We start from the raw sequence: 22602 nt of genomic DNA on the forward strand, positions 1-22602 counted from the left end.
TGATAATTTATCGCCCGAATGCTTCGCCCTTACAGGAAAATAACCTGTGATAAAAATTGATAATTTATCGCCCGAATGCTTCGCCCTTACAGGAAAATAACCTGTGATAAAAATTGATAATTTATCGTCCGAATGCTTCGCCCTTACAGGAAAATAACCTGTGATAAAAATTGATAATTTATCGCCCGAATGCTGATGCTTCCAGCACGCTTCGCGAACGCCCTTACAGGAGTCAGGAGTAAAACCCTTTTTTAATCAGAGTTTTATGATTAATTGATGTCCTAACTACTCTGTGTACGGCTATAATTTAACTGTGGAGAAAAATTGAAAAACCTAGTTTTTAAAAACTTTTAAAGGCTAGGAATAATATCCCCGACTTTTAAAAAGTTGGGGTTTTGAGTTATAAAGCATCAAAATAAATCATAAACTAGGAGTGTGATCTGTGTCTTTACAACAAGTTGAAAGTTTTTATGAAATGTTGAATTTAGAACCCGGTGTTTATGATCTGTATTATAAAAATTGCCGTCAACCCGGATTTTTTGATAATTCTCACTGGGATACAAAAAAAATAGTTAATTTCGCTGCTACTTTTGGCTATATTTTTACCGAAGAAGAATTACAGGACTTTTGGTTTGCAAATGAACCTGTAACAGTAAGTCGTCAATAGGTGATTGGTGATTGGGAAAATACAAATAATTTCCTCTGCTTCCCAGTTTCTTCCCCAGTCCCTAGTCACCAGTTCCCAACAACCAAAATTCCAAAATAGCTTTTGCCTGTAGACATTACTGTTATTGACTTAAAATCAGCACTTGTCGCATTTTACGCATATTGTCTGGTAATTCCAAGTTCATTGCTTGTTGAATAAAAATTGAGGGGATGGGAATATTCGGTGTTGCTTGCACTGTATAGGCTAACAAAGTTCCATTTCCCATGTCTTTAAGTTCTAAGTTGGCATGGAAATCTTCAAATGTCCCTTTTTCCATGCGAAATTGTATTTGCTGTCCTAAGACTTCAACAACGCTGAGATAAATTTCTACTTGGGCAGTGAAAAATAAAAAGGCTTTCTGTGCTGTTTGATATAGGCGCTTGACATCACCCTTGGTTATGATCTCGCTTTTTGTGACATCAGGGAAATATTGCACCCAACGGGGATAATCTGTAATCTGCTGCCAAACGTTAGACCGAACTAAGGGTACGTACATCCAAGCTGTGACAGCACCACCCCAGAGAGTATGCGATCGCGTTTGTAGCAAAATTTCACCTTGGATCAGTGACTTTTGTTTGTCTGGACTCCACAACATATCTAACCCTTTAGAACCTTGAATAGTTGATGAGATATCAGATACAGACATAGTGTTTTTCTCTACCCCTCAAACAATATTTATTAACCAAAAACTGAATCAAACATTTAAATCTTCTAAAAAACCAGAGTTTGAAAGTTTCAACCAAGAAATTTCAGGATTTAAACCTACTCATTTTTAATTACAGTTCATTTTATTGATTTTCTGGATATAATTTGATGGAAGTTGATTCTATCTAAAAACTCTTGCACCCTGTATTTAAATCTACCTGTTTGGCAGAAATGACTTACAGTATCATTTTTTCTCTCTTTCCCATTCTCTATTTCCTACCCAAAGAGCAAGTCCTAAGTTGACAATTTCATAGACAAAACTATACTTGTATTGACAAAAATCAATATATTTTTAGGAAAAAATCAACTACTTGATATATAATACGGTGATATCAAGTATTGAATTGAGACTATTGCCGACGCGAAAACCAAGCAATGATGGTGGTAGTCTTTTTCAGAAACTTAATTGGAACACAATCGCGTCTGGCTAAGGCGTGAAAGTCTACTGAGGGATAACTGCTCCCATGCTCCCGTTGAAGTAGAAAGTAAAGTCTAGTTTTGTCTAGGTTTTATATAGCAGATATGAACCTGCAACAAGCAAACGTGATATAATTTTAATTGAAAATGTAACTTTTGCTGAAATTGCCAGAAAAATCCAGTGAATCAATCTTCATTAAATCGCAAATTAACTCAAATCTTGGGTATCCTTCTTGGTATGGGAATAGCCTTATGGATACTCAGAGGCTTGGGTATTCTCACTTTTATTCCTGGTGGTGTGATTTGGTTATTGTTGTTTGGGGCGTTGGGGTTAGGCATTTTCAGTTATTTTCAACGCAGATTATGGCGTTTTTAAGATCCGTCCTCAGCAATAAGCAAGTAAATATAGATTGATAAGCTGTTACACAGCTAAATTGTATAATCCTAATATTCTGAACTCTTGTTTAACAGGCAAGATGCCTGTTCCACTTATACAAATTAAATGCACAACAGCTTATCAAAATATAAATATAGTGATAAATATAGTGATAAATATAGTGATAAATATAGTGATCCGATTTGATTCATGAATTTTTCGTGGATGTGGGGAACAGGGAACACTTCGACAAGCTCAGTGCATCGCAGGGAACAGGGAACAGGAAAGAAGGCAGTATGTACGGAGTTCTGTTCAAAAATCAAATAGGAGTCCTATATATGGAATACTATGGAATAGTGGAAAGCTGAAATAATTAGTTATTAGGGCGCACAACCATGAAAAAATATATATGTACGGTCTGCGGCTATATCTATGATCCTGAAGTTGGTGATCCTGATGGTGGGATAGAACCAGGAACAGTTTTTGAAGATATCCCAGAAGACTGGGTTTGTCCTGTTTGCGGTGCTGCAAAAGAGGATTTTACACTTTTTGAAGAGTAAAGTAAGATTATTGAAAGATTTTTAAAGTTGTCACCCTTGCAAATTGTAGTTATTGGTGGTGGGGCGGCGGGTTTTTTTGGTGCGATCGCCTGTGCTGAAGCTAACCCCCAAGCCCAAGTTACTGTCATTGAAGCCAGTCGTAAACCACTGGCAAAAGTTCTCATTTCTGGTGGGGGACGCTGTAACGTTACTCATGCTTGTTTTACTCCTGAAGAGTTGGTGCAAAATTACCCTAGAGGTGGTAAAGCTTTGCGGGGTGCTTTTACTCGTTTCCAACCTCTTGACACCGTAGCTTGGTTTGCGGCTCATGGTGTAAATTTGAAAACTGAAGCTGATGGGCGGATGTTTCCCATTACAGATCGTTCGGAAACTATTGTAGAATGTTTGATTAAAGCTGCTTTTAATGCTGGGCTAGAACTGAGTATTGGTACTCCTGTAATTTCTGTGAACCGAAAAAACGAGGGTTTTGAAGTTATTTTCAAGTCGGGAGAAACGAAATATTGCGATCGCCTAATTTTAGCTACTGGTAGCAGTTTAATAGGTTATAAAATCGCTAGAGAGTTAGGTCATCACATCGAAACCCCTGTTCCCTCTTTATTTACTTTTAACATTGCTGATCCAAAATTACGAACATTGGCAGGAATTAGCGTTAATCCTGTTAATCTGCGTTTATCAATTGCAGATAAAAAACCTTTACAACAAACAGGACCTTTGTTAATCACTCATTGGGGTATCAGTGGACCTGCGGTACTGAAACTTTCCGCTTGGGGTGCAAGAATACTGCATGAAAATCGCTATCAATGCAAATTATACATTAATTGGTTGCCCAACTTGCCACAAGAGGAAGTGAGACAAAGGCTTTTAGCGGTAAAACAGGAATGGGGCAAAAAAGCGATCGCCCTCCATCGTGGTGTTGACTTACCCCATCGATTGTGGCAATATCTAATTAGCCGTATAGGTATTACTACTGAAGACCGTTGGGCAGAAATATCTAACAAAACCTTAAATCAGTTAGTTCAAGAAATATCTCAGGGAGAATACTTAATTAATGGTAAAGGAGTTTTCAAAGAAGAATTTGTCACCTGTGGGGGTGTCAACATCAAAGAGGTTAATTTTAAAACAATGGAAAGTAAACTAGTTCCGGGTTTATACTTTGCTGGGGAAATATTGGATATTGATGGTATAACTGGTGGTTTTAACTTCCAAAGTGCTTGGACAACCGCATATTTAGCTGGAAAGTCAATGACTCAAACGAGTAATTCCTAACTGTCACCAAAAAAGATCAGATTAAGGCATGATCATTGTCAGAAACCTCAGATGCTCAAAATTAAATCATGTTATTCAGCGAAATTGTTAGTAAATTAAGTGACAATATTCAAGCTCACAGTCTCACCCTGAACCCAGAACTCAACCCAGAAATTACCGGAGTTGCAGCTATAGATGAAGCTACAAGCGGTTCTATCACCTATGTGGAAGGGGGAAAATTTGCAGCTTTAGTTAATTCTACTGTTGCCAGTGCTTTAATTTTACCTCTGGATGAAAAATTACACACTCAAGCTACAGAAAGGGGTATTGCTTGGTTAGCAACTCCCGAACCCCGGTTATTATTTGCTCAAGCGATCGCTCTTTTTTACCAACCCTATCAACCTACCCCAGAAATTCATCCCAGTGCCGTTATTGACTCCACCGCCAAAATCGGTAATAATGTTTATCTTGGCGCTCATGTTGTCATTTCTCCAGGTGCAGAAATTGGTAATAGTGTAATTATTCACCCCAACGTCGTGATTTATCCTGATGTAAAAATTGGCGATCGCACCACCTTACACGCTAACTGTACCATCCATGAACGTACCCAAATCGGTGCAGACTGCGTAATTCATAGCGGTGCTGTCATCGGTGCAGAAGGTTTTGGTTTTGTTCCTACCCGCACAGGTTGGTTAAAAATGGAACAATCTGGTTATACAGTTTTAGAAGATGGGGTAGAAATAGGTTGTAACAGTGCAGTTGATCGTCCCGCAGTCGGTGAAACCCGCATTGGCAAAAATACTAAAATTGACAACTTAGTACAAATCGGTCACGGTTGCCAAATTGGATCAGGTTGTGCTATTGCTGGACAAGCAGGAATGGCTGGAGGTGTAAAAGTAGGAAACCGAGTCATTTTAGCCGGACAAAGCGGAATAGCAAATCAAGTAATAATTGGAGATGGGGCGATCGCCTCTGCTCAAACAGGTATTCATAACAATGTTGCACCAGGAGAAATCGTCTCTGGTACTCCTGCCGTACCATACAAATTATACCTGAAAGTATCTGCTATTTATAGCCGTCTCCCAGAGATATATCAAACTTTCAAACAATTGCAACGTCAACTAGGGAAAAAGTCAGATTAATTTTTTTGTGGAACAGGCATCTTGCCTGTTTTGAATTGATAATATTTTACTATTTTGGATAATTCTAGCTATTAAGCCAATCTTCACCCCCTGGTAATTGAGCAAAATAATCATCTATCACATCAGGTAATTCCCTATTTGTATAGTTATATGTCATTCCTAATAACTCAGTTACATTTAATATTAATTGGGATTTATTTAACATTTGGGAAATTTGTTTTCGTTTTAAAGTACCATGTAAAACCTCTAAACTAGCATCTGCTATTGCTGGTGTAAGTTCATCTTCTAAATAAGTTTGCCATTCATCTTCATTGATATAATGAGATTTTTTATTATCTTTCAAATTCACCTCTTGAATTTCCAAGATAGCATTACGAATAGAAGCAGTCCAAGAATTGGTTAATCTCTGTTCTATTTGATTCTTAATTAAATGTATGAGCAGAATCTTTAAAAAGGATTTAATCTGCCGCAAAATAGCCTTTTTACTCATTCCCTCTAATTCATCAACAATTGCCAGAGCATCTGTGTAACGTCCTGCCAAAATGCTATTTCTGAGGTCAATTAATTCCTGTGTCATCTGTATTCACCTCAAACTATAAATAAGAGAATATTGATTCAGACAATCCTTAATTGTATTTTATAGTTAAATTTGTTCATTTGTCTAACTTGAATCAGCCGGTTTTGATATATTCTGGAGATGACACCATCAAAAGCGGAGAGAACCAGAATTGTGAAGTTACATAAACCAATATTAGTGGGAGGACTGGGTTTGTCCTTTTCCCTGTGGATGTTAGACACCTGGCATGATTCAATAGTACAGGTAGGAGAGTTTGGGCTGTTGAGTGCTTTAGCAGTTGGTGGGGGTTTGTGGTTGTTGCAGAAAAATCGCCCTCAGATTGGTGAACAGCTAGATAATATGGTTATAGATAGGTCATCTGTAGAAAATGCAGTCAATAAAACCCAAGCTATCATCAACCAACTCGCACAAGAAGCAGTCAACCATCCCAGCTTAACAACTTTACGTGAACAACTGGAACAATTACTTTTAGAGTTGGATAGACGAGAAATTCAAATTGCTGTGACAGGTGGTAAGTCTGTAGGTAAAAGTACAATTATTCAAACTCTCAAAAATGTAGAAACTTTATCTACAAACTCTCTACATTTTGTAGAAACAGCACCTTTATTTACAGGAATGAATGAAACTTCTGATGCAGTCACATTATCAGAACTGCAAAAATCTGATTTTGTTTTATTTCTTACCAATGGAGATTTAACAGATTCAGAATTTCAAGTTTGGCAACAATTAAAAGCTGTAAAACAATCAGTATTGCTGGTTTTTAATAAACAAGACCAGTATATAGTAGATGAACGCGCTACAATTTTGCAATCCTTGAAACAAAGAGTTTCTGGTAATGTAGTTGCAACTTCCGCTTCACCCTTACCTGTAAAAGTGAGAAAACATGAAGCTGATGGTTCTGTACAAGAATGGATGGAAAAACCAACACCAAACATTCAAGAATTAACAGAAAAATTAGTTGAAGTTTTAACACAACAAAAACAGCAGCTAGTTTGTACGACAACAATGCGGAAAGTGCTGTTACTCAAAGCGGAAGCGAAAAATTGTTTAAATAGCATCAGACGCGATCGCTCAACACCCATCATAGAACAAAATCAGTGGATAGCTGCTGCTGCTGCTTTTGCCAACCCAATTCCCGCTTTGGATATATTAGCAACTGCGGCTATTAATGCACAAATGGTAATGGATTTAGGTAATATTTATCAACAAAAAATTTCCTTAGAACAGGCGCAACAAGTAGCGGTCACTATGGGAAGCTTAATGTTGAAATTAGGATTAGTAGAATTATCTACTAGAGCAGTAACAGGTATTCTCAAAACTAATGCTGTCACCTTCGTTGCAGGGGGAGTAGTTGAAGGTGTGAGTGCTGCTTATTTAACCAAAGTTGCTGGTTTAAGTTTGGTTGAATATTTTGAACAGCAAGAAATAGCATTAGAAACAGGAACTGGTTTAAACCTGGAAAAATTACGCCAAGTTTTGCAAAATGTATTCCAGCAAAATCAAAAAATTGCTGTTTTGGAAGCATTTGTTAAACAAGGTGTGAAACGGTTATTACCAGAAACAAAACCAGTTGAAGTATTGGGATAATTTTGTACACAGAAATTACAAACCCGCTTGCAGTGGAGTTATTCCCAAATAAAAAGCGGGTTTTATTGTCAGAATTTAGCAGTCAGAAGTCAGAAGTCAGAAGTCAAAATATTTTTTAATCACTCAAATTTAATGCGATTTTGAACAGATTTATTTTGTGGTAGGGTTTATGATAATGTCTGTGATTTTCTCAGATGTTGAAACTATTGGTAAATTTATGACACCTCAAGAATTTTTGGATAATTTAGCTACAGCAAAAACAGACTCAGAAAAACTTGTTGTTTTTGCAAGATACCTGGACACAACAGCATTAGATCATGCAACCACCCCCAGATGGAAAAGTTTAGCTTACAGTATGGAAATTCAATTTGCACTCAATAACCTTGCTTTTCATTTAGAAGCATTAGCTGAAAAAGCAAATTAATGATTGAAAATAATACTTAATAGGTATGATTTTTTGTACCTATCAAGTAATTATATTTTTTGGTTAAACTCTCCTAAATACCTGATTTATCAATTCACAAATTACTTAAATTACTTAAATCTGACGATAAACAGCAAATAAATAATCATTATATTTGTGTTCAACTTCAAGATTAGTAAACGCCCAAGCGATTGGATAAGGTTGTTGATATTCTCCTAAAATATTGATCCTGTGACAAACACCAGGAATTTTGGTTAAATATTTGTTGTTTAAAGGTGAATCACAAACAAATAAACCTCTAGCTGTGTATGTTGTACCTATCATATTTAAGCTATGATTAATTATGATTGCTACATAGTATTTATCATCAGCAGAATGCAGCACTTGAACTAAGTCATTATGAGTAATACCAAGTAAACGAGTAGGTAATTTAAAATCTGCGCTGGTGTCTAAGGGGAGGTTTTGAGTCTTTACCCAAGTGATAATTTCTTGATGTTTTTTCAATGCTGCACGTTTTTGGAAAAAATATTTGATCTGGCTAAATAAATTAGCGATCGGGTATATCAGTTGTAGTGCGATTAATATCAAGGTCATGAATATTCTTTGGAGTTTAAACATTTTTTACACCTGTTTGTTATAATTGAGATTATAAAACATTTTAATTAATCTCTAGTTGTAACATACTATGCAGCCTAAACATCCTTGGTTACAAAAATGTATACAAAAGCTGGAAGAACTACCTCAGATAGAGACAACAACAACTATAGAACCTTTTTTAGAAAACACTCTAGCGGATGGGTTGTTAACAATATATACGCCTCATAACCAAGTTAAATATTTAGTTGAAATTAAAGCATCCATCACTTTAGATACAGTTGATGCAAATATTAATTATATCAATCATCTGAAGCAAAAACTGAGCAGTGATAAGAGAACATTGCTAATTACAGACACACTTTGTGATGCTGTTGTAGAGTCATTACTAGAAAACAATATAGAATTTATTGACACGACAGGTAATATTTACCTTAACAATTCGTCCTTATATATTTTGGTTCATCAGTACATAGTATGCTAAACTAATATTTAAACTTCCAAGTAAGCAAACATCTTAATCGGAAATTATGGTTCTTCGGTACTTGTTATGCTAAATTACTAATTGGGTAAGAGGGAACAGGGAACTCTTAACAACATCATTTGATTTTACCAATGAATGGCAATATTTGTATCTTCTCTTTCTTCTCCGGTTCAGGTTTCCTCGATTTAGGTTTTGAAAATACAGGTTATAAAATCGCTTACGTTAACGAAATATTCCCCCCTTTCATGTCTGCTTATCGCTATTCACGGGAAATGTTAAAACTCCCACAACCTGAATATGGATATCATGAAGGTGAGGAAGCAGATGTCAGTAAATTAACTCAAGGAAATGCAGCACAAAAATTAAATGAATTAGTCAAAGATTCCCGTAAATCAAATAATATAATTGGCTTTATTGGTGGTCCACCTTGTCCTGATTTTTCTATTGGTGGTAAAAACAAAGGACATTTGGGGGATAATGGTAAATTATCGGAATCTTATATTGAGTTGATTTGTCAAAATTTACCTGATTTCTTTTTATTCGAGAATGTTAAGGGTTTATGGAGAACTAAAAAACATCGTTTGTTTTATGAATCTTTGAAAATTAAATTACAGCAAGCAGGTTATATTTTAACAGAACGTTTAATTAATGCCATTGAATATGGTGTAGCTCAAGATAGAGACAGAATTATTTTAATAGGCTTTAAGAATAATTTTCTCAATGATATGGGAATTGATGATTTTACCTTTCCTTGGGAAGAATATATTTTATATCCTCAAAATCAAGTGTTTGCATATTCTTGGAATAAAACCGAACCTTTTAAAGAAAATTCTATCACCTATTGTCCTGATAATATTCCTCAAGAATTAACTGTTGAATATTGGTTTATAAAAAATAATGTGCTTAATCATCCTAATTCAAAACATTATTTTCACCCACGAGCAGGTATCACTAAATTTTTAACTATTGATGAGGGAGATGATTCTAAAAAATCATTTAAACGTTTGCACCGATGGCGTTATTCTCCTACAGCTTGTTATGGAAATAATGAAGTACATTTACATCCTTACAAAGTGCGACGTATTTCTGTATCTGAAGCTTTAGCTATTCAATCTTTACCCGCTAATTTTTCACTTCCAGAAAATATATCACTTACGAATATGTTTAAAACCGTGGGTAATGGTGTTCCGTACTTAGCAGGGAAAGCATTAGCTCAAAGTATACTTGATTTTTTGTATATTAAAAAGTTTTCTGACTCCTGACTCCTCCAAATATGATTTAATAGAGAAGAAACATCTTAAATTTTCATAAAGATTAATAATCCCTAACTGGCAGACTTAACAATGGCAGCAGACTCCCCCAACATTGATATTGCGCCATTTATCGATCACTCCCTGCTATTACCAACTACTACCCCAGAGCAGGTTGAGAGATGGTGTGAAGAAGCATATAGATTTAATTTTGCAGCGGTTTGTATCCATCCCTGTTATGTCAAACACGCTGCCCAACTGCTGCACAACAAAAACCCCCAAGTTTGTACTGTGATTGGTTTTCCCACTGGTTTGACTACTTCAGCCGTGAAGTTATATGAAGCGCAAGAAGCTGTGGAAAATGGTGCAACAGAGTTAGATTTGGTGATTAACTTAGGTTGGTTGAAAGCAGGTAAAAGCGAGGAAGTACACCAGGAAATTGCTACAATTTGTGAAGAAACTGGAAAACCTGTAAAGGTAATTTTAGAAACCAGTTTACTCACGGATGCAGAAAAAAAACTTGCAGCCGAACTAGCTATGGATGCGGGTGCTGCATTCTTAAAAACCAGTACAGGTTGGAATGGAGGAGCAACTGTAGCAGATGTACGCCTATTAAAAGAAATAGCACGGGATAGGGTGGCAATTAAAGCATCAGGAGGGATTCGCACCCATAACGACGCTTTAGATTTAATTATGGCTGGTGCTACCAGATTAGGAACATCTCGCGGTATAGACTTACTGCGTCAACGCGATCGCCAAGAAGAGGTGACTGGTGACTGGTGACTGGTGACTGGTGACTGGGGACTGGGGACTGGGGACTGGTGACTGGTGACTGGGTAAAAATAACTAATGACTGGTGACTAATGAGTAGAACTTATCAAGCAACTGGTATTAATCTGAAAACCCAGGCATTAGGAGAGTCAGATAAAATAGTGACAATTTTAACCAAAGAATTTGGTTTGATTCGGGCGATCGCTCCTGGTTCACGGAAACATAACTCCAGTCTGGGTGGGAGAAGTGGAATGTTTGTAGTTAATCAACTGCTCATTTCTCAAGGGCGATTATCACAACCAGCTACATCAACTCTCAAGAGAATTACCCAAGCCGAAACTATAAAAACCTACCCAGGTCTAACCAAAGACTTGGGAAAATTAGCTGCTAGTCAATATTTAGCGGAAATAGTTCTGTGTCAAGCTTTAAGCGAACATCCCCAAGAAGAACTTTATGAGGTATTTAACGAACATCTCCAGCGTTTAGAAGCTTTACCAAAAAATCAAGGACAAGATGTAGTAGCATATTTAGCGCATGGAATATTTCACCTCCTAGCTTTAGCAGGATTAACCCCACAAGTGCAATTTTGTTGCTTAACCCAGCGTCCCCTAACTCCAGACCTGACCAACCCTAACTGGCAGGCAGGTTTTAGCATTGCTGCGGGGGGAACAGTTTGCTTACAAGCGTGGGAACAGTTAAGAAAACAAAGGGAACGGCAAAAACAGGAAGAAAGAAAACAGGAAGCAGAAATTTCTCCATCGGCCAATAATTCCCCCAAAGCGGGTTATCAAACCCTTTTCCATCACCAAGACCTACCAAAAATTTCCCGTCGTTTGGGTGCAAAAGAATTAGAAATGCTCCAACATTTGTCCCAACCAGGGATAATGCAAATAGATGCAGCCGCAGATGATGGCTGGTTATCTGTTGAGCAAATTTTGCGCCAGTACACCCAGTACCATCTGGGTCGCCCTATTCGCTCTGCCACATTGATAGATTCTTATTTTGCCGCTAACCATGATGCAATCGTCTGATTTGGATCGAAAAATTCAGCCTTTATCACCTAGCCAAGCTAACAACAAGAATAGGGTATCAGAATCTACACAACTTAATCATTTAAGTTCTGTTTCACCCCTAAAGTCTGGCAAAATTCATAGTCCAGAAATGTCTCTCAAAGAAGTTGCTGATGAGAAAAATTTGACATCAGAACTTGATGTGAATATACCTCAACCATCAGATATAGATTCACCAATTTCAGGAACAAGTAATTGTGAAAATGGTAAGGTTAATAGTAAGGTTAATAGTAAGGTTAATACTACGGAAAAAAGTTTACAATTAACATCACCCTTAGAAACAGAAACATTACCATTAAACGGTTCTGGTTCAGGTGGAAATTCAACATCAAGTGATGTGGAAGAAAAGGGATTTTTTCCTGTCTTAAAAAACCCAAATTTCCTAGCACTGTGGGGAGGACAAGTTTTCTGTCAACTGGCTGATAAAGTATATCTAGTATTGATGATTGCTTTGATTAACAGTGAGTTTCAACAAGGTGGTCAAAGTATCAGTGCTTGGGTGTCAGCGTTAATGATGATCTTTACCATTCCCGCAGTTTTGTTTGGTTCAGTGGCTGGTGTGTTTGTGGATCGCTGGTCAAAAAAAGCTGTATTGGTAGCATCAAATATTTGGCGCGGTATCCTCGTTTTAGCAATTCCTTTTTTACTGTGGTTAACCCATGATTGGCAGCCTGTGGGAGTTTTGCCAGTGGGTTTTTTAATGATCTTACTGGTGACTTTTTTGGTTTCCACATTAACACAGTTTTTTGCACCAGCAGAACAAGCAGCCATTCCTTTAGTGGTGGAAGAAAAACATTTACTTTCTGCTAATTCCCTGTACACAACAACGATGATGGCATCGGTAATTGTTGGTTTTGCTGTGGGCGAACCAGTGTTAGTTTTAGCTGATAGTATTTGGGCAAAATTTGGCGGTAGTGGGGGACTCGGTAAAGAAATTTTAGTTGGTGGTAGTTATGCGATCGCTGGCATGATTTTATTCCTCCTCAAAACCAACGAAAAACCGCACCCGCCAGAAACAGAATTTCCTCACGTTTTTGAAGACCTGCGGGACGGTTTACGTTACCTCAAAGAAAATCACCGCGTCCGCAATGCTCTTTTACAATTAATTATCTTATTTTCTGTGTTTGCAGCTTTAACCGTTCTCGCCGTTCGCATGGCAGAAATTATCCCTAATTTAAAAGCTTCCCAATTCGGTTTTTTACTTGCAGCGGGTGGTGTTGGTATTGCAGGAGGCGCGACAATTCTCGGCCAATTTGGTCAACGTTTTTCCTATCGACAACTTAGCCTCTGGGGTTGTCTGGGTATGGCTGCATCTTTAGTTGGTCTTTCACTCTTCACAACCCAGCTATCGCTAGTGCTGCTTTTCATAACTTTATTAGGCGTGTTTGGCGCTTTGGTTGGTATTCCCATGCAAACCGCTATCCAAACCGAAACACCCCCAGAAATGCGTGGTAAAGTGTTTGGACTGCAAAATAATGTGGTTAATATTGCCCTGACTCTACCTTTAGCTTTAGCAGGTGTAGCGGAAACTTTCATTGGCTTAAAATCAGTCTTTTTGTCCTTGGCTGTGTTCGTCTTTCTCGGAGGTATCTTCACCTGGTATAATTCCCGTACCTAGTTATCAGTTAGTCAATCATCAAAAAGTTAATAAAATCACTGGTTTTCGTGCTAAACTTAATCCAGCGAAAATTCAGAACATACTTGCTGAGGATTAATGAAACCTGATCCTAATTGATTGGCGATCAAGTTGATTAATTCCCAACTTAAAAACACCACAAATAAAGCCATAAATTTGCTATTTGACTTGGCTGATAGCTGAGATATTTAATAAAGATATGGCATTAATTTATTGATGCACAAAAAGCAGCAAGTATCACGGGATAAAAACAGCTAAGTATAAAACCCCAATCATTTCAAACCGATTTTATCAACAGCTAATTAAAGAATGCGTATAGCCTGGATTGGAAAAAAATCACCCTTTTGCGGTAATGTCACCTATAGTCGGGAAATTACAAATGGATTATTAGATAGGGGACATGATGTAAGTTTTCTTCACTTTGCTCAAGACGACTCTGAACCAGATAACTGGCCAAATTTTAAAGAAGTTCCCCTACCTTTTATTTATAAGTCCCAAGTTTACACACTTCCCGCTTTTAATGCCACTAAGGTTTTAAAAGACGCATTGCGGGAAATACAACCACAAATAGTCCATGCTTCCTTGACTTTATCCACTCTGGACTTTGTTTTACCAGAAATTTGCAAAGAATTAAATTTACCCCTGATTGCTACTTTTCACACTCCCTTTGCTGGTAAAGGAGCAAAATTAATTTCTGGTACGCAACTTTTAGCTTATCAGCTATACGCACCTTTTTTAGATAATTATGATAAGGTGATCGTATTTTCCCAAATTCAACGAGAATTATTAGCAAAAATGGGAGTTAGGGAAGAAAAAATCGCCGTTATTCCTAATGGTGTTGATACTGTTAAATATTCTCCTGGTGATTCTCCTGGTGTTTCCCATGTCAAACAAGAATTTAATGCTGAACGTTTGTTTGTTTACCAAGGCCGTATTGCACCGGAAAAAAATGTAGAATCCCTATTACGAGCTTGGAAACAGTCAGATATGGCTGCTGGTAGTAAGCTTTTAATAGTGGGTGATGGTCCATTGAGAGCATCTTTAGAACCATTTTATGGCTCAGAATATGGCATTATCTGGTTAGGTTTTGTCGCTAATGAAGAACGCCGTATAGAAATTTTACGGGGGGCAGATGTATTTATTTTACCTTCTTTGGTAGAGGGTTTATCCCTGTCTTTGTTAGAAGCAATGTCCTGTAGTTTGGCTTGTTTAGCTACTGATGTCGGTGCAGATGGGGAAGTATTGGAAAAAGGTGCTGGGGTAGTAATTAACTCTAAAACTGTGCGATCGCAACTCAAAACCCTTTTACCACTATTCCAAGATCATCCAGAGTTAACAACCATGTTGGGGCAAAAAGCAAGAAAACGAGTTTTAGAACGCTATACCCTGAGCGATAATATCAGTTCCTTAGCAGAACTTTATACACAAGTTTTAGCAAAGCGTCCTGTAACATTAGGTTGGGGTGTTTAAGTGATCAATGGGTAATTGATAATTGACAATTGATAAGTGTTTCATTCAGGGCTTAAAACCTCCCCCTTCAAGGGGAAAAAGCCAAAAATGCTAATTTTTCAATTCTCATACAATCATAAAAAAGTCGGGAATCTGACTTTTTATCTATTATTTGGACGCTGAATAATAGTTTCCATCACCCGACGTTTTGCTTTGGGATCAACACCTACCAACCGCACATACTCACCACTATATTCAGCTAAACAAGATTCTAAAGTTGAAATCGCATCAGATTCACCATCTATCTGTAAAGTACCACAACTTTGCCACGAACCAGTGCGAAAACGTCTTTCATCAACATGTTCTACACCAATTTTATAACCTTGGGATAAAATTTGCCTGACTTGTTCCTGTGTCTCTAAACTTAAATGACTTTGATTTGTAATGCTATTGTTTCCATTTCCATTAGTTACAGGTTGACTAACAGGAGTTTCTTTAACAACAGCTTGAGATTTATAAAGTCTACCCCGATTTAAACGATTATATTCATCAACTAAATGGGAAGTTTCCACCCGTTTTTGTTCACCTACCATTAAATTACCAGATTCAATTAAATGGGATAAACTAAAATCAGGTTTCTTAAATTCTGGTGGTGGTTCTACACTATTAACCACTCGCATTGAGATTTTTTCATAACCTATTTGATGAATAAAATCACGAATTTGTTCATCATAAATACGAGAACGCAAAGCACTAAAAAAGTCAATAGACTGATGAGAGAAAGTATCTACTAACTGTTCAATTTCTCCTTGTGAAAGTCCATCTTCCGCAAAAATTCCCCCCACAACTCCTACCTTATCATCACGGTTGGGTTCCCAGTAAAACTTCTCCATTCTTCCATCTCTAATTAATGGTGCATAGAGAGTAGAAAAATCATTTCCTGTCACAATAATGGGAACACGACGAATAGGGTTAGCATCATAACTTCCTGGTAATTGTACATCAGTGGGATTATCTGCAATATTCATTAATGTTGCATTTACCAACTGAGTATTAACTGTGTATTGAGTACCTTCGTCAAAGCGTCCTGCACCTGCATCTAAATCATTAATCATTAAGACGCACATTTTACCCCGCACCTTAACTAATTCTGCGGTTTCTCGATAACGCAAACGAATTAACCGTGCTGGATCTCCTGCATCTGGACTTTCTAATTCTCCTCCAGAAATGAGGGTGACACCTATACCCATTTTTTCAAATGCTAATTCACATTGAAAAGATTTACCTTCACCTTTTTTTCCATGAATCCCTAAAATTAAGGGAACTCGTACACCGGGAATATTTAAAAAGTTTTTGGTGATATGAACAGCAATTTTATCCAGAAACCGAGGAGAAATGTAGTAACTCATAATTTTATTATAATTATTATAATTATTATAATTATTATAAAAGTTATTATCAAAGTTTTGACTTTTGACTGAAAACCAAAATTAAAATCTACAAACTATTTGGGGGATTTTTCCCCCAGTAATTGTACCTTATTAAACCAATGATCTATCAGTTAAAATCTCATAACCATCTTCTTTCACTAACACAGTATGTTCAAACTGAGCAGATAAAGCATTATCAACAGTTACAGCAGTCCATCTATCAGCCAAAATTCTGGTATTTTTTGAACCTGCATTTAAAATTGGTTCAATAGCTAAAGTCATACCAGCACGTAATTTCACATTGGGAATCTCACGAGTTCTATAGTTGAAAACCGCAGGTTCTTCATGTAAATTTCTACCCACTCCGTGACCTGTAAATTGTTCCACCACACTAAATTTATTCATTTTTACATGGTCTTCAATCGCACCAGCAATATCCGCAAGGTGAGCGCCGGCTTTAACTTGTTCAATTCCTTTATATAAAGCTTCTTCCGCTATTTTTATTAATCTAGCTGCTTCTGGGGTGACATTTCCCACGGCAATTGTTATACAAGAATCACCATGAAATCCCTGGTAATAAGCACCTGTGTCAACTTTTAATACATCACCGGAGCGAATAACCTTTTTCGGACTAGGAATACCATGTACAACTTCATTATTAATACTAGAACAAATCGAAGCCGGAAAACCGTGATATCCTTTAAAGCTAGGAGTTGCACCCATTTCGCGGATACGTTTTTCTGCATGAGCATCTAAGTCAGCAGTTGTCATTCCCGGTTCTACTAACTCAGAAATTTCTTTGAGAACAGTGGCTACAATCTTAGCCGATTGTCGCATGATTTCGATTTCGCGCGGAGATTTAATTTCTATACCCCTGCGTTGTCTGGGTGCTGTGGGTTTGGTTTGAACTGTTTCAGAAATTAGGTTGCTGAGAATGTTCATCATGTAATTTAGTAATTTCCGTGACTTTACGGCTTAGATTTCAGGTTGTTGAGATTTATTGCAAAAAATATCTATCTTTACGTTAGCTTATTTTGCGTTATTTAGAAAATTGGTAACGGGTAATTGGTAATTTTCCATCCCATGTTTTATAAGTTTTTTTAATCTGAATTTTGCCAAATTTGTTCAACTTACTATTTTTCGCAATAAATCACCTTTATTCTCAATATTATTGAGAACATTATCAATAATTTTACGAGTTTAGGTTTTTTCAGCGATTTATATTTACTTATGCGTAAGTCCCAGAACAGTTGATCAACGCCCTAGGCTCCCTGGGTATCGGAAAGTGGCACAATTGTATTCGGGTGGAATAAAAAACAGGCTCTCCTAGAGTGGTTATGGTAATTTAATAAAAAATAACGGCTAAAACTATTATCATACAAGGATTCCACTAATCCAAAACAATAGATTTAATAAAAATTGATTTTGATTTTATTGAATCTCTTGATACATAATGAACTTAACCAAGTATTAAGTGTTAAATGGTCATATCTAGTCTAGGAGAGCCAAAAAGTTAAAGTAGCGATAAAACTAGGTCTAGACCTCAGTGGAATCAGTAGGGTGTCTTTGATAGCACCGTTGAAGGTTCGTTTGTGGACTATTCAAGAATCCCCCGGCTTTTAGCCGTGGGGAGTATCAAAGACAAATGTACTTAGTAGAATAAAACCACATTCTGCACCACTAACTGTCACAGATCAAAAAAGTAGTCCCATATCATAAAAAACTGAAAATACTCATCATTAATTACCAATGTTATCATTACTTAATGACATCAATCCCTGGTTAGTTGGAATGGGATTAAACGCTATTTTATTAGGCATAGTGGCGATTATTCCTAAAAAATTACTCACCCCTGCGGGAATATTCCACGCTTGGTTATTGGGTGTAATAGTTTGGGGAACACTGGGTTGGCCAGGATATCTGGTGGTAGGGTTTTATTTTATCGTCGGTTCGGGAGTTACCCGCATCGGTATGAAAGAAAAAGAAGCCCAAGGAATTGCAGAAAAACGTTCTGGTGCAAGGGGTCCCGAAAATGTTTGGGGTTCGGCGTTAATTGCGACTTTATGCGCCCTGGGAGTATGGCTTATACCTGATTGGAAGTTTTTGCTGTGTTTGGGCTATGTAGCGAGCTTTAGCACCAAATTATCAGATACAACTGCCAGCGAAGTGGGTAAAGCCTACGGTAAGCGTACCTTTTTAATTACCACATTGCAACCTGTAGCGAGAGGTACAGAAGGGGCGGTAAGTTTAGAAGGAACTTTAGCGGGTATTATCGGATCCGTAGCGATCGCCCTTGTAGGTTGGAGTGTAAATTTAATAGATATCTTAGGAATTGTTTGGTGTGTAATAGCAGCCTTTATCGCTACCAATTTAGAAAGTGTCATTGGTGCAACATTGCAATCGAAATATACTTGGCTTACCAACGAAGTTGTCAATATCTTCAATACCCTAATTGGGGCAGTTGCAGCAATTATCCTCGCTGTTATTTGGCAAATGATATTTGTTTGAAAATTTACTAAAAATTCAAAATTTTAAACAGCAAATTTGCTGTTTTGTTCATGACTATTACTACTCCAAAACCATAGGAAATGTGTAAAAAATTGCATTTACTATTTATATGGTGTAGGTAATTTTTATAATTATTTATTTTTTCACTAACTAATTCATAAAATCTTTATCATCTTGAACCTTATTTTCCTACGGTTTTATCTATTATTTCATGGAAAAGTTGTATAGATTTTTAGGATTTTCCTCATATTTATTTCATGGAATCTTCATCATTTTTTACAATCAACGACGATCAAATCGACCTCTATCAAGTAGTCAAGTATTTACAGATTTCTGGTAAACTAAATCAGTTTATCAGCGATGTTCTGCGTCAATATGTCCTAGAGAAAGAACTAAAAACCAGAGATGATATAAATATCAGTACAGCATTAATTGAACAAGCAATTATTGATTTTCGGTTAAAAAATCAACTTACAGATCCTGAACAATTCCAAACATGGTTACAAAATAATGGTAGTGATTATGCTACATTTTATGAATCAGTTAGCTTTGGGTTCAAATTAGAAAAACTGAAAGCGGTAATTACCGAACCAAAATTACCAGAATACTTTATTGAAAGAAAGATTTATTTAGATCGAGTCGTACTTTCTCGGATCATGGTTAATAACCGAGAACTAGCAGAAGAATTACACACTCAAATTGAAGAAGGAAGTAGTTTTGAGCAACTAGCAAAAGAGTATTCCTTAGCAGATGAAAAAACCTTTAACGGTATGATGGGTCCCATTAGTCGGGGTAGTTTACCAGATATTTTGCGTGCGTCTGTAGATGCAGCTAACCTTGGACAATTGATAGGACCGATAGAAATAGAAGGAAATTTCAGTTTATTTAGATTAGAGAACATTCTACCAGCAACTTTAGAAAATACTCAACTAAAACAATCACTACAAAATGAGTTATTTGAAAAATGGCTAGGGGAAAAAATTCAAAACCTGACAGTAAAATTACAAGTGAGCTAAATATTCTGAACTATCAAAATTTACGAATAAATGTGCTAGATACTTTACCTTGGAAAAAACCGCCATTGTGCTGGTTGACTCCTGAACAACAAACAGAAGTAACCAATGAATTAGAAATTCGTCAATATCAACTTGGCGAAAAAATTTGGTTACAGGAAACAGGAGAATATCAGTTTTTTATTGTCACTGGTAAAGTCCGTTTACGGGATGAAAAAAGTAAACCTGTAGCCACCTTAAATGATGGCGATTGGTTTGGTGATTTGCAACAGTTATTCACTAATTGTAAAGCTGTAGCTGCTAGTAAAGAAGTTGTAGTTGTGTGTTGGAACTCATCACTATGGGAAAAATTTTCTCATCCTCAAATTGATGAATTTTGGCATGGGAAAGGTGGCAGGGAACAGGTGACAGGTGACAGTGAAAACGGGGAAAAAGAAGAAATATCTACTGCACTGACGACATCTTATTTATCTTTACCTTCATCATCAAAATCTGTAATTTCTGATTATCCTTCTAACTATCCTTTTGTAGTGAGTGAAAATACTGCGGCCGCTTGTTTAACAATGGTGGCACAATATTTAAATAATAGTGTGCAACTAGAATGGGTACAACGTCAACTGCGGGGACAACGCCCCAAAAATGTGATAGAAACAGCGGAAAAGTTAGGGTTAGTTTTGCGAAAATTGCAGGTAAATTGGGGTGAATTACGACATTTATCTTTTCCGGCTTTACTATTATGGAAATCGGAAACAGTTAGCAGTTGGGTTGTAACTTATGGGATGAAAGGTAATTGTTTAATTATTGCCAATCCTCTCAATAATCAATGTGAATATCTCACCCAATCAGTAATAGAATCTTGTTGGGATGGTAAATTATGGCAAGTAGAATTAATTTCCAAACAAGAGAAATTTAATCTTTCTTGGTTCACTCCCGCAGTTTGGAAATATCGCAAATTATTAGGTGAGGTATTACTAGCTTCCTTCACTTTACAATTATTGGGTTTAGCTTCACCATTAATTACCCAAGTTATCATTGATAAAGTAATGGTGCAGGAGAGTTTAGCTACTCTCGATGTCATGGCGATCGCCCTCTTATTAGTCGCCATATTTGAAGCTCTCCTGGGTACTCTTCGACTCTTCATTTTTACCCACACCGCACGGCGTTTAGATTTGAGTTTATCAGCCCAACTTTTTCGCCATTTAATGCGTTTACCTTTGGCTTATTTTGAATCTCGCAGAGTGGGTGATACAGTCGCCAGAGTACAAGAATTAGAACAAATTCGCCAATTTTTAACAAGTACAGCTTTAACAGTAATTCTCGATAGTATCTTTGCCGTCGTTTATTTGGGATTGATGTTTTATTACAACATTCCCCTCACTTTTGTAGCTTTAGCTGTTCTCCCATTATTTGCCACTTTAACAATTATCGCCACCCCAATTTTAAGAAATTGGCTAAACGAAACTTTTAACCGCAGTGCAGACAGTCAATCATTTTTAGTAGAGACGGTTACAGGTATTCATTCTGTTAAAGCCCATGCAGCCGAACCAGTAGCTAGAGAACGCTGGGAAGGTTTATTTGCTAAGTTTATTAGAACTGGTTTTAAAGCTTCCACTACGTCAAATATTAGCAGTAATATTGGTGATTTTCTCACTAATTTTTCTACATTGTTAATACTTTGGTTTGGTGCAAGATTAGTCATTGATCAGCAACTCACAGTAGGTCAATTAATCGCTTTTCAAATGTTATCAGGAAGAGTGACAGGACCCTTACTGCGGTTAGTACAATTATGGCAAAATCTCCAACAAGTGCTACTTTCTGTAGATAGAATTGGCGATATTCTCAACGCTGCCCCAGAAGCAGAAGCAGGAACGGGTTTAGTATTACCACCCCTCAAAGGTGAAGTTAATTTTGAGCAGGTGTTTTTCCGTTATAGTCCTAACACCGAACCTGTATTAAAAGGCATTTCTTTTGATATCAAACCAGGACAATTTGTGGGTATTGTCGGGCGCAGTGGTTCAGGTAAAAGTACCCTTTCTAAACTGTTGCAAAGACTTTATCAAATTGAATCAGGAAGGATTTTAATTGATGGTTTTGACCTGAAAAGTTGTGATTTAGCATCTTTAAGACAACAAATTGCTGTAGTTCTCCAAGAAGACTTTTTATTTAATGGTTCTATCTTGGAAAACATCAGTTTAGGAAATCCAGATATTACCGCAGAACAAGTTGTAGAAGCTGCCAGATTAGCAGTAGCACACGATTTTATCAGTCAATTACCTTACGGTTATGAAACTAATGTAGGTGAAAGAGGTACAGCTTTATCAGGTGGACAAAGACAACGCATTGCATTAGCGAGAATGTTTCTTTCTACCGCCCCAATTTTGATTTTAGATGAAGCAACCAGCGCCTTAGATAGTGAAACAGAACAGCAAGTATTACAAAATTTGCAAAAGATTTCTGCTAACCGTACCGTGTTTTTAATTGCCCATCGTTTTGCACCTTTAAAACGTGCAGATTTAATATTAGTCATGGAAAAAGGTATTATTGCAGAACGGGGAACACACACAGGTTTATTGCAACAAAAGGGTTTATACTGGTCACTTTATCAACGACAACAGATGAATATTTAAGGGTAAAGTGACTGGGGACTGGGGACTGGGG

20 protein-coding genes and 2 pseudogenes are annotated in these 22602 nt (G+C 37.0%); 17 read left to right on the forward strand and 5 right to left on the reverse strand.

Features of this window, described 5'->3' with window-relative positions:
* The first annotated feature begins 442 nt into the window (after nt 1-442).
* Entirely contained in the window at nt 443-667 is a 225-nt protein-coding gene (locus H5968_RS21090) for a hypothetical protein (RefSeq protein WP_187041521.1), read from the forward strand.
* 121 nt (nt 668-788) lie between these two features.
* On the opposite strand, the gene H5968_RS21095 is transcribed toward H5968_RS21090, so the two are convergent.
* On the reverse strand, nt 789-1352 hold the full coding sequence (locus H5968_RS21095) for an SRPBCC family protein (RefSeq protein WP_187041522.1): 564 nt from the start codon (nt 1350-1352) through the stop codon (nt 789-791).
* A gap of 657 nt (nt 1353-2009) precedes the next feature.
* Between H5968_RS21095 and H5968_RS21100 the strand changes: the two genes are divergently transcribed.
* The 4 genes from H5968_RS21100 to lpxD all read left to right on the forward strand — a co-directional run bounded on the left by H5968_RS21100 (nt 2010) and on the right by lpxD (nt 5151).
* Complete coding sequence (locus H5968_RS21100; RefSeq protein WP_096572303.1) at nt 2010-2204, forward strand: hypothetical protein; 195 nt, start codon at nt 2010-2012, stop codon at nt 2202-2204.
* A gap of 395 nt (nt 2205-2599) precedes the next feature.
* On the forward strand, nt 2600-2764 hold the full coding sequence (gene rd, locus H5968_RS21105) for a rubredoxin (RefSeq protein ID WP_096572302.1): 165 nt from the start codon (nt 2600-2602) through the stop codon (nt 2762-2764).
* 27 nt (nt 2765-2791) lie between these two features.
* On the forward strand, nt 2792-4030 hold the full coding sequence (locus H5968_RS21110; RefSeq protein WP_187041523.1) for an NAD(P)/FAD-dependent oxidoreductase: 1239 nt from the start codon (nt 2792-2794) through the stop codon (nt 4028-4030).
* A gap of 68 nt (nt 4031-4098) precedes the next feature.
* Nucleotides 4099-5151 carry a UDP-3-O-(3-hydroxymyristoyl)glucosamine N-acyltransferase gene (gene lpxD / locus H5968_RS21115; protein ID WP_187041524.1) on the forward strand — a complete coding sequence of 351 codons (1053 nt, stop codon included), beginning with the start codon at nt 4099-4101 and terminating at the stop codon, nt 5149-5151.
* 64 nt (nt 5152-5215) lie between these two features.
* On the opposite strand, the gene H5968_RS21120 is transcribed toward lpxD, so the two are convergent.
* Nucleotides 5216-5728 carry a DUF29 family protein gene (locus tag H5968_RS21120; RefSeq protein ID WP_187041525.1) on the reverse strand — a complete coding sequence of 171 codons (513 nt, stop codon included), beginning with the start codon at nt 5726-5728 and terminating at the stop codon, nt 5216-5218.
* A 120-nt stretch (nt 5729-5848) separates the two neighbouring features.
* On the opposite strand from H5968_RS21120, the gene H5968_RS21125 reads away from it, so the two are divergent.
* Both H5968_RS21125 and H5968_RS21130 read left to right on the forward strand, forming a co-directional pair.
* Entirely contained in the window at nt 5849-7315 is a 1467-nt protein-coding gene (locus H5968_RS21125; RefSeq protein WP_255427216.1) for a YcjF family protein, read from the forward strand.
* Between the two features lie 217 nt (nt 7316-7532).
* Nucleotides 7533-7739 (forward strand): hypothetical protein, encoded by a 207-nt coding sequence (locus tag H5968_RS21130; RefSeq protein ID WP_096572883.1) that lies wholly within the window; start codon nt 7533-7535, stop codon nt 7737-7739.
* A gap of 114 nt (nt 7740-7853) precedes the next feature.
* Here H5968_RS21130 and H5968_RS21135 read toward each other — a convergent pair whose 3' ends face one another.
* Nucleotides 7854-8333 (reverse strand): hypothetical protein, encoded by a 480-nt coding sequence (locus tag H5968_RS21135; protein ID WP_255427217.1) that lies wholly within the window; start codon nt 8331-8333, stop codon nt 7854-7856.
* A gap of 91 nt (nt 8334-8424) precedes the next feature.
* On the opposite strand from H5968_RS21135, the gene H5968_RS21140 reads away from it, so the two are divergent.
* From H5968_RS21140 to H5968_RS21165, 7 genes and pseudogenes are all read left to right on the forward strand, one after another.
* Nucleotides 8425-8817 carry a hypothetical protein gene (locus H5968_RS21140; RefSeq protein ID WP_187041527.1) on the forward strand — a complete coding sequence of 131 codons (393 nt, stop codon included), beginning with the start codon at nt 8425-8427 and terminating at the stop codon, nt 8815-8817.
* A 131-nt stretch (nt 8818-8948) separates the two neighbouring features.
* The gene (locus H5968_RS21145; RefSeq protein WP_187041528.1) at nt 8949-10079 is read left to right on the forward strand and encodes a DNA cytosine methyltransferase; all 1131 of its coding nucleotides are present in this window, start codon (nt 8949-8951) and stop codon (nt 10077-10079) included.
* Between the two features lie 81 nt (nt 10080-10160).
* Nucleotides 10161-10850: a deoxyribose-phosphate aldolase gene (deoC, locus tag H5968_RS21150; protein ID WP_187041529.1), complete on the forward strand. Its 690-nt coding sequence runs from the start codon at nt 10161-10163 to the stop codon at nt 10848-10850.
* Nucleotides 10851-10930: 80 nt separating this feature from the next.
* Nucleotides 10931-11546: pseudogene (gene recO / locus H5968_RS21155) on the forward strand (DNA repair protein RecO); the annotation flags it as partial.
* 74 nt (nt 11547-11620) lie between these two features.
* A pseudogene (locus tag H5968_RS26220) lies at nt 11621-11869 on the forward strand (DNA repair protein RecO); the annotation flags it as partial.
* Complete coding sequence (locus H5968_RS21160) at nt 11856-13526, forward strand: MFS transporter (protein ID WP_370569800.1); 1671 nt, start codon at nt 11856-11858, stop codon at nt 13524-13526. The pseudogene H5968_RS26220 and the gene H5968_RS21160, both read left to right, overlap by 14 nt.
* A gap of 327 nt (nt 13527-13853) precedes the next feature.
* Entirely contained in the window at nt 13854-15014 is a 1161-nt protein-coding gene (locus tag H5968_RS21165; protein WP_187041532.1) for a glycosyltransferase family 4 protein, read from the forward strand.
* A 140-nt stretch (nt 15015-15154) separates the two neighbouring features.
* On the opposite strand, the gene H5968_RS21170 is transcribed toward H5968_RS21165, so the two are convergent.
* Complete coding sequence (locus tag H5968_RS21170; RefSeq protein ID WP_187041533.1) at nt 15155-16402, reverse strand: ribulose bisphosphate carboxylase small subunit; 1248 nt, start codon at nt 16400-16402, stop codon at nt 15155-15157.
* A 132-nt stretch (nt 16403-16534) separates the two neighbouring features.
* Nucleotides 16535-17365 carry a type I methionyl aminopeptidase gene (gene map / locus H5968_RS21175; protein ID WP_096572288.1) on the reverse strand — a complete coding sequence of 277 codons (831 nt, stop codon included), beginning with the start codon at nt 17363-17365 and terminating at the stop codon, nt 16535-16537.
* Nucleotides 17366-18172: 807 nt separating this feature from the next.
* Between map and H5968_RS21180 the strand changes: the two genes are divergently transcribed.
* The 3 genes from H5968_RS21180 (at nt 18173) to H5968_RS21190 (ending at nt 22571) form a co-directional block, all read left to right on the forward strand.
* Complete coding sequence (locus tag H5968_RS21180; protein ID WP_137669200.1) at nt 18173-18931, forward strand: TIGR00297 family protein; 759 nt, start codon at nt 18173-18175, stop codon at nt 18929-18931.
* 257 nt (nt 18932-19188) lie between these two features.
* On the forward strand, nt 19189-19947 hold the full coding sequence (locus H5968_RS21185) for a peptidylprolyl isomerase (RefSeq protein WP_096567242.1): 759 nt from the start codon (nt 19189-19191) through the stop codon (nt 19945-19947).
* Complete coding sequence (locus tag H5968_RS21190; protein ID WP_187041534.1) at nt 19896-22571, forward strand: type I secretion system permease/ATPase; 2676 nt, start codon at nt 19896-19898, stop codon at nt 22569-22571. Before H5968_RS21185 ends, H5968_RS21190 begins: the two co-directional genes overlap by 52 nt.
* The last annotated feature ends 31 nt before the right edge of the window (nt 22572-22602 follow it).

The organism is Sphaerospermopsis sp. LEGE 00249, from assembly GCF_014299995.1.
Classification (GTDB): Bacteria; Cyanobacteriota; Cyanobacteriia; order Cyanobacteriales; family Nostocaceae; genus Sphaerospermopsis; species Sphaerospermopsis kisseleviana.

What these genes read in the sequence shown, in the direction of transcription:
- H5968_RS21095 (WP_187041522.1), bottom strand. Translation starts at nt 1,352, where the DNA reads ATGTCTGTATCTGATATCTCATCAACTATTCAAGGTTCTAAAGGGTTA.
- rd (WP_096572302.1), top strand. Translation starts at nt 2,600, where the DNA reads ATGAAAAAATATATATGTACGGTCTGCGGCTATATCTATGATCCTGAA.
- lpxD (WP_187041524.1), top strand. Translation starts at nt 4,099, where the DNA reads ATGTTATTCAGCGAAATTGTTAGTAAATTAAGTGACAATATTCAAGCT.
- H5968_RS21120 (WP_187041525.1), bottom strand. Translation starts at nt 5,728, where the DNA reads ATGACACAGGAATTAATTGACCTCAGAAATAGCATTTTGGCAGGACGT.
- H5968_RS21125 (WP_255427216.1), top strand. Translation starts at nt 5,849, where the DNA reads ATGACACCATCAAAAGCGGAGAGAACCAGAATTGTGAAGTTACATAAA.
- H5968_RS21130 (WP_096572883.1), top strand. Translation starts at nt 7,533, where the DNA reads ATGACACCTCAAGAATTTTTGGATAATTTAGCTACAGCAAAAACAGAC.
- H5968_RS21135 (WP_255427217.1), bottom strand. Translation starts at nt 8,333, where the DNA reads ATGACCTTGATATTAATCGCACTACAACTGATATACCCGATCGCTAAT.
- H5968_RS21140 (WP_187041527.1), top strand. Translation starts at nt 8,425, where the DNA reads ATGCAGCCTAAACATCCTTGGTTACAAAAATGTATACAAAAGCTGGAA.
- H5968_RS21145 (WP_187041528.1), top strand. Translation starts at nt 8,949, where the DNA reads ATGAATGGCAATATTTGTATCTTCTCTTTCTTCTCCGGTTCAGGTTTC.
- deoC (WP_187041529.1), top strand. Translation starts at nt 10,161, where the DNA reads ATGGCAGCAGACTCCCCCAACATTGATATTGCGCCATTTATCGATCAC.
- H5968_RS21160 (WP_370569800.1), top strand. Translation starts at nt 11,856, where the DNA reads ATGCAATCGTCTGATTTGGATCGAAAAATTCAGCCTTTATCACCTAGC.
- H5968_RS21165 (WP_187041532.1), top strand. Translation starts at nt 13,854, where the DNA reads ATGCGTATAGCCTGGATTGGAAAAAAATCACCCTTTTGCGGTAATGTC.
- H5968_RS21170 (WP_187041533.1), bottom strand. Translation starts at nt 16,402, where the DNA reads ATGAGTTACTACATTTCTCCTCGGTTTCTGGATAAAATTGCTGTTCAT.
- map (WP_096572288.1), bottom strand. Translation starts at nt 17,365, where the DNA reads ATGAACATTCTCAGCAACCTAATTTCTGAAACAGTTCAAACCAAACCC.
- H5968_RS21180 (WP_137669200.1), top strand. Translation starts at nt 18,173, where the DNA reads ATGTTATCATTACTTAATGACATCAATCCCTGGTTAGTTGGAATGGGA.
- H5968_RS21185 (WP_096567242.1), top strand. Translation starts at nt 19,189, where the DNA reads ATGGAATCTTCATCATTTTTTACAATCAACGACGATCAAATCGACCTC.
- H5968_RS21190 (WP_187041534.1), top strand. Translation starts at nt 19,896, where the DNA reads ATGGCTAGGGGAAAAAATTCAAAACCTGACAGTAAAATTACAAGTGAG.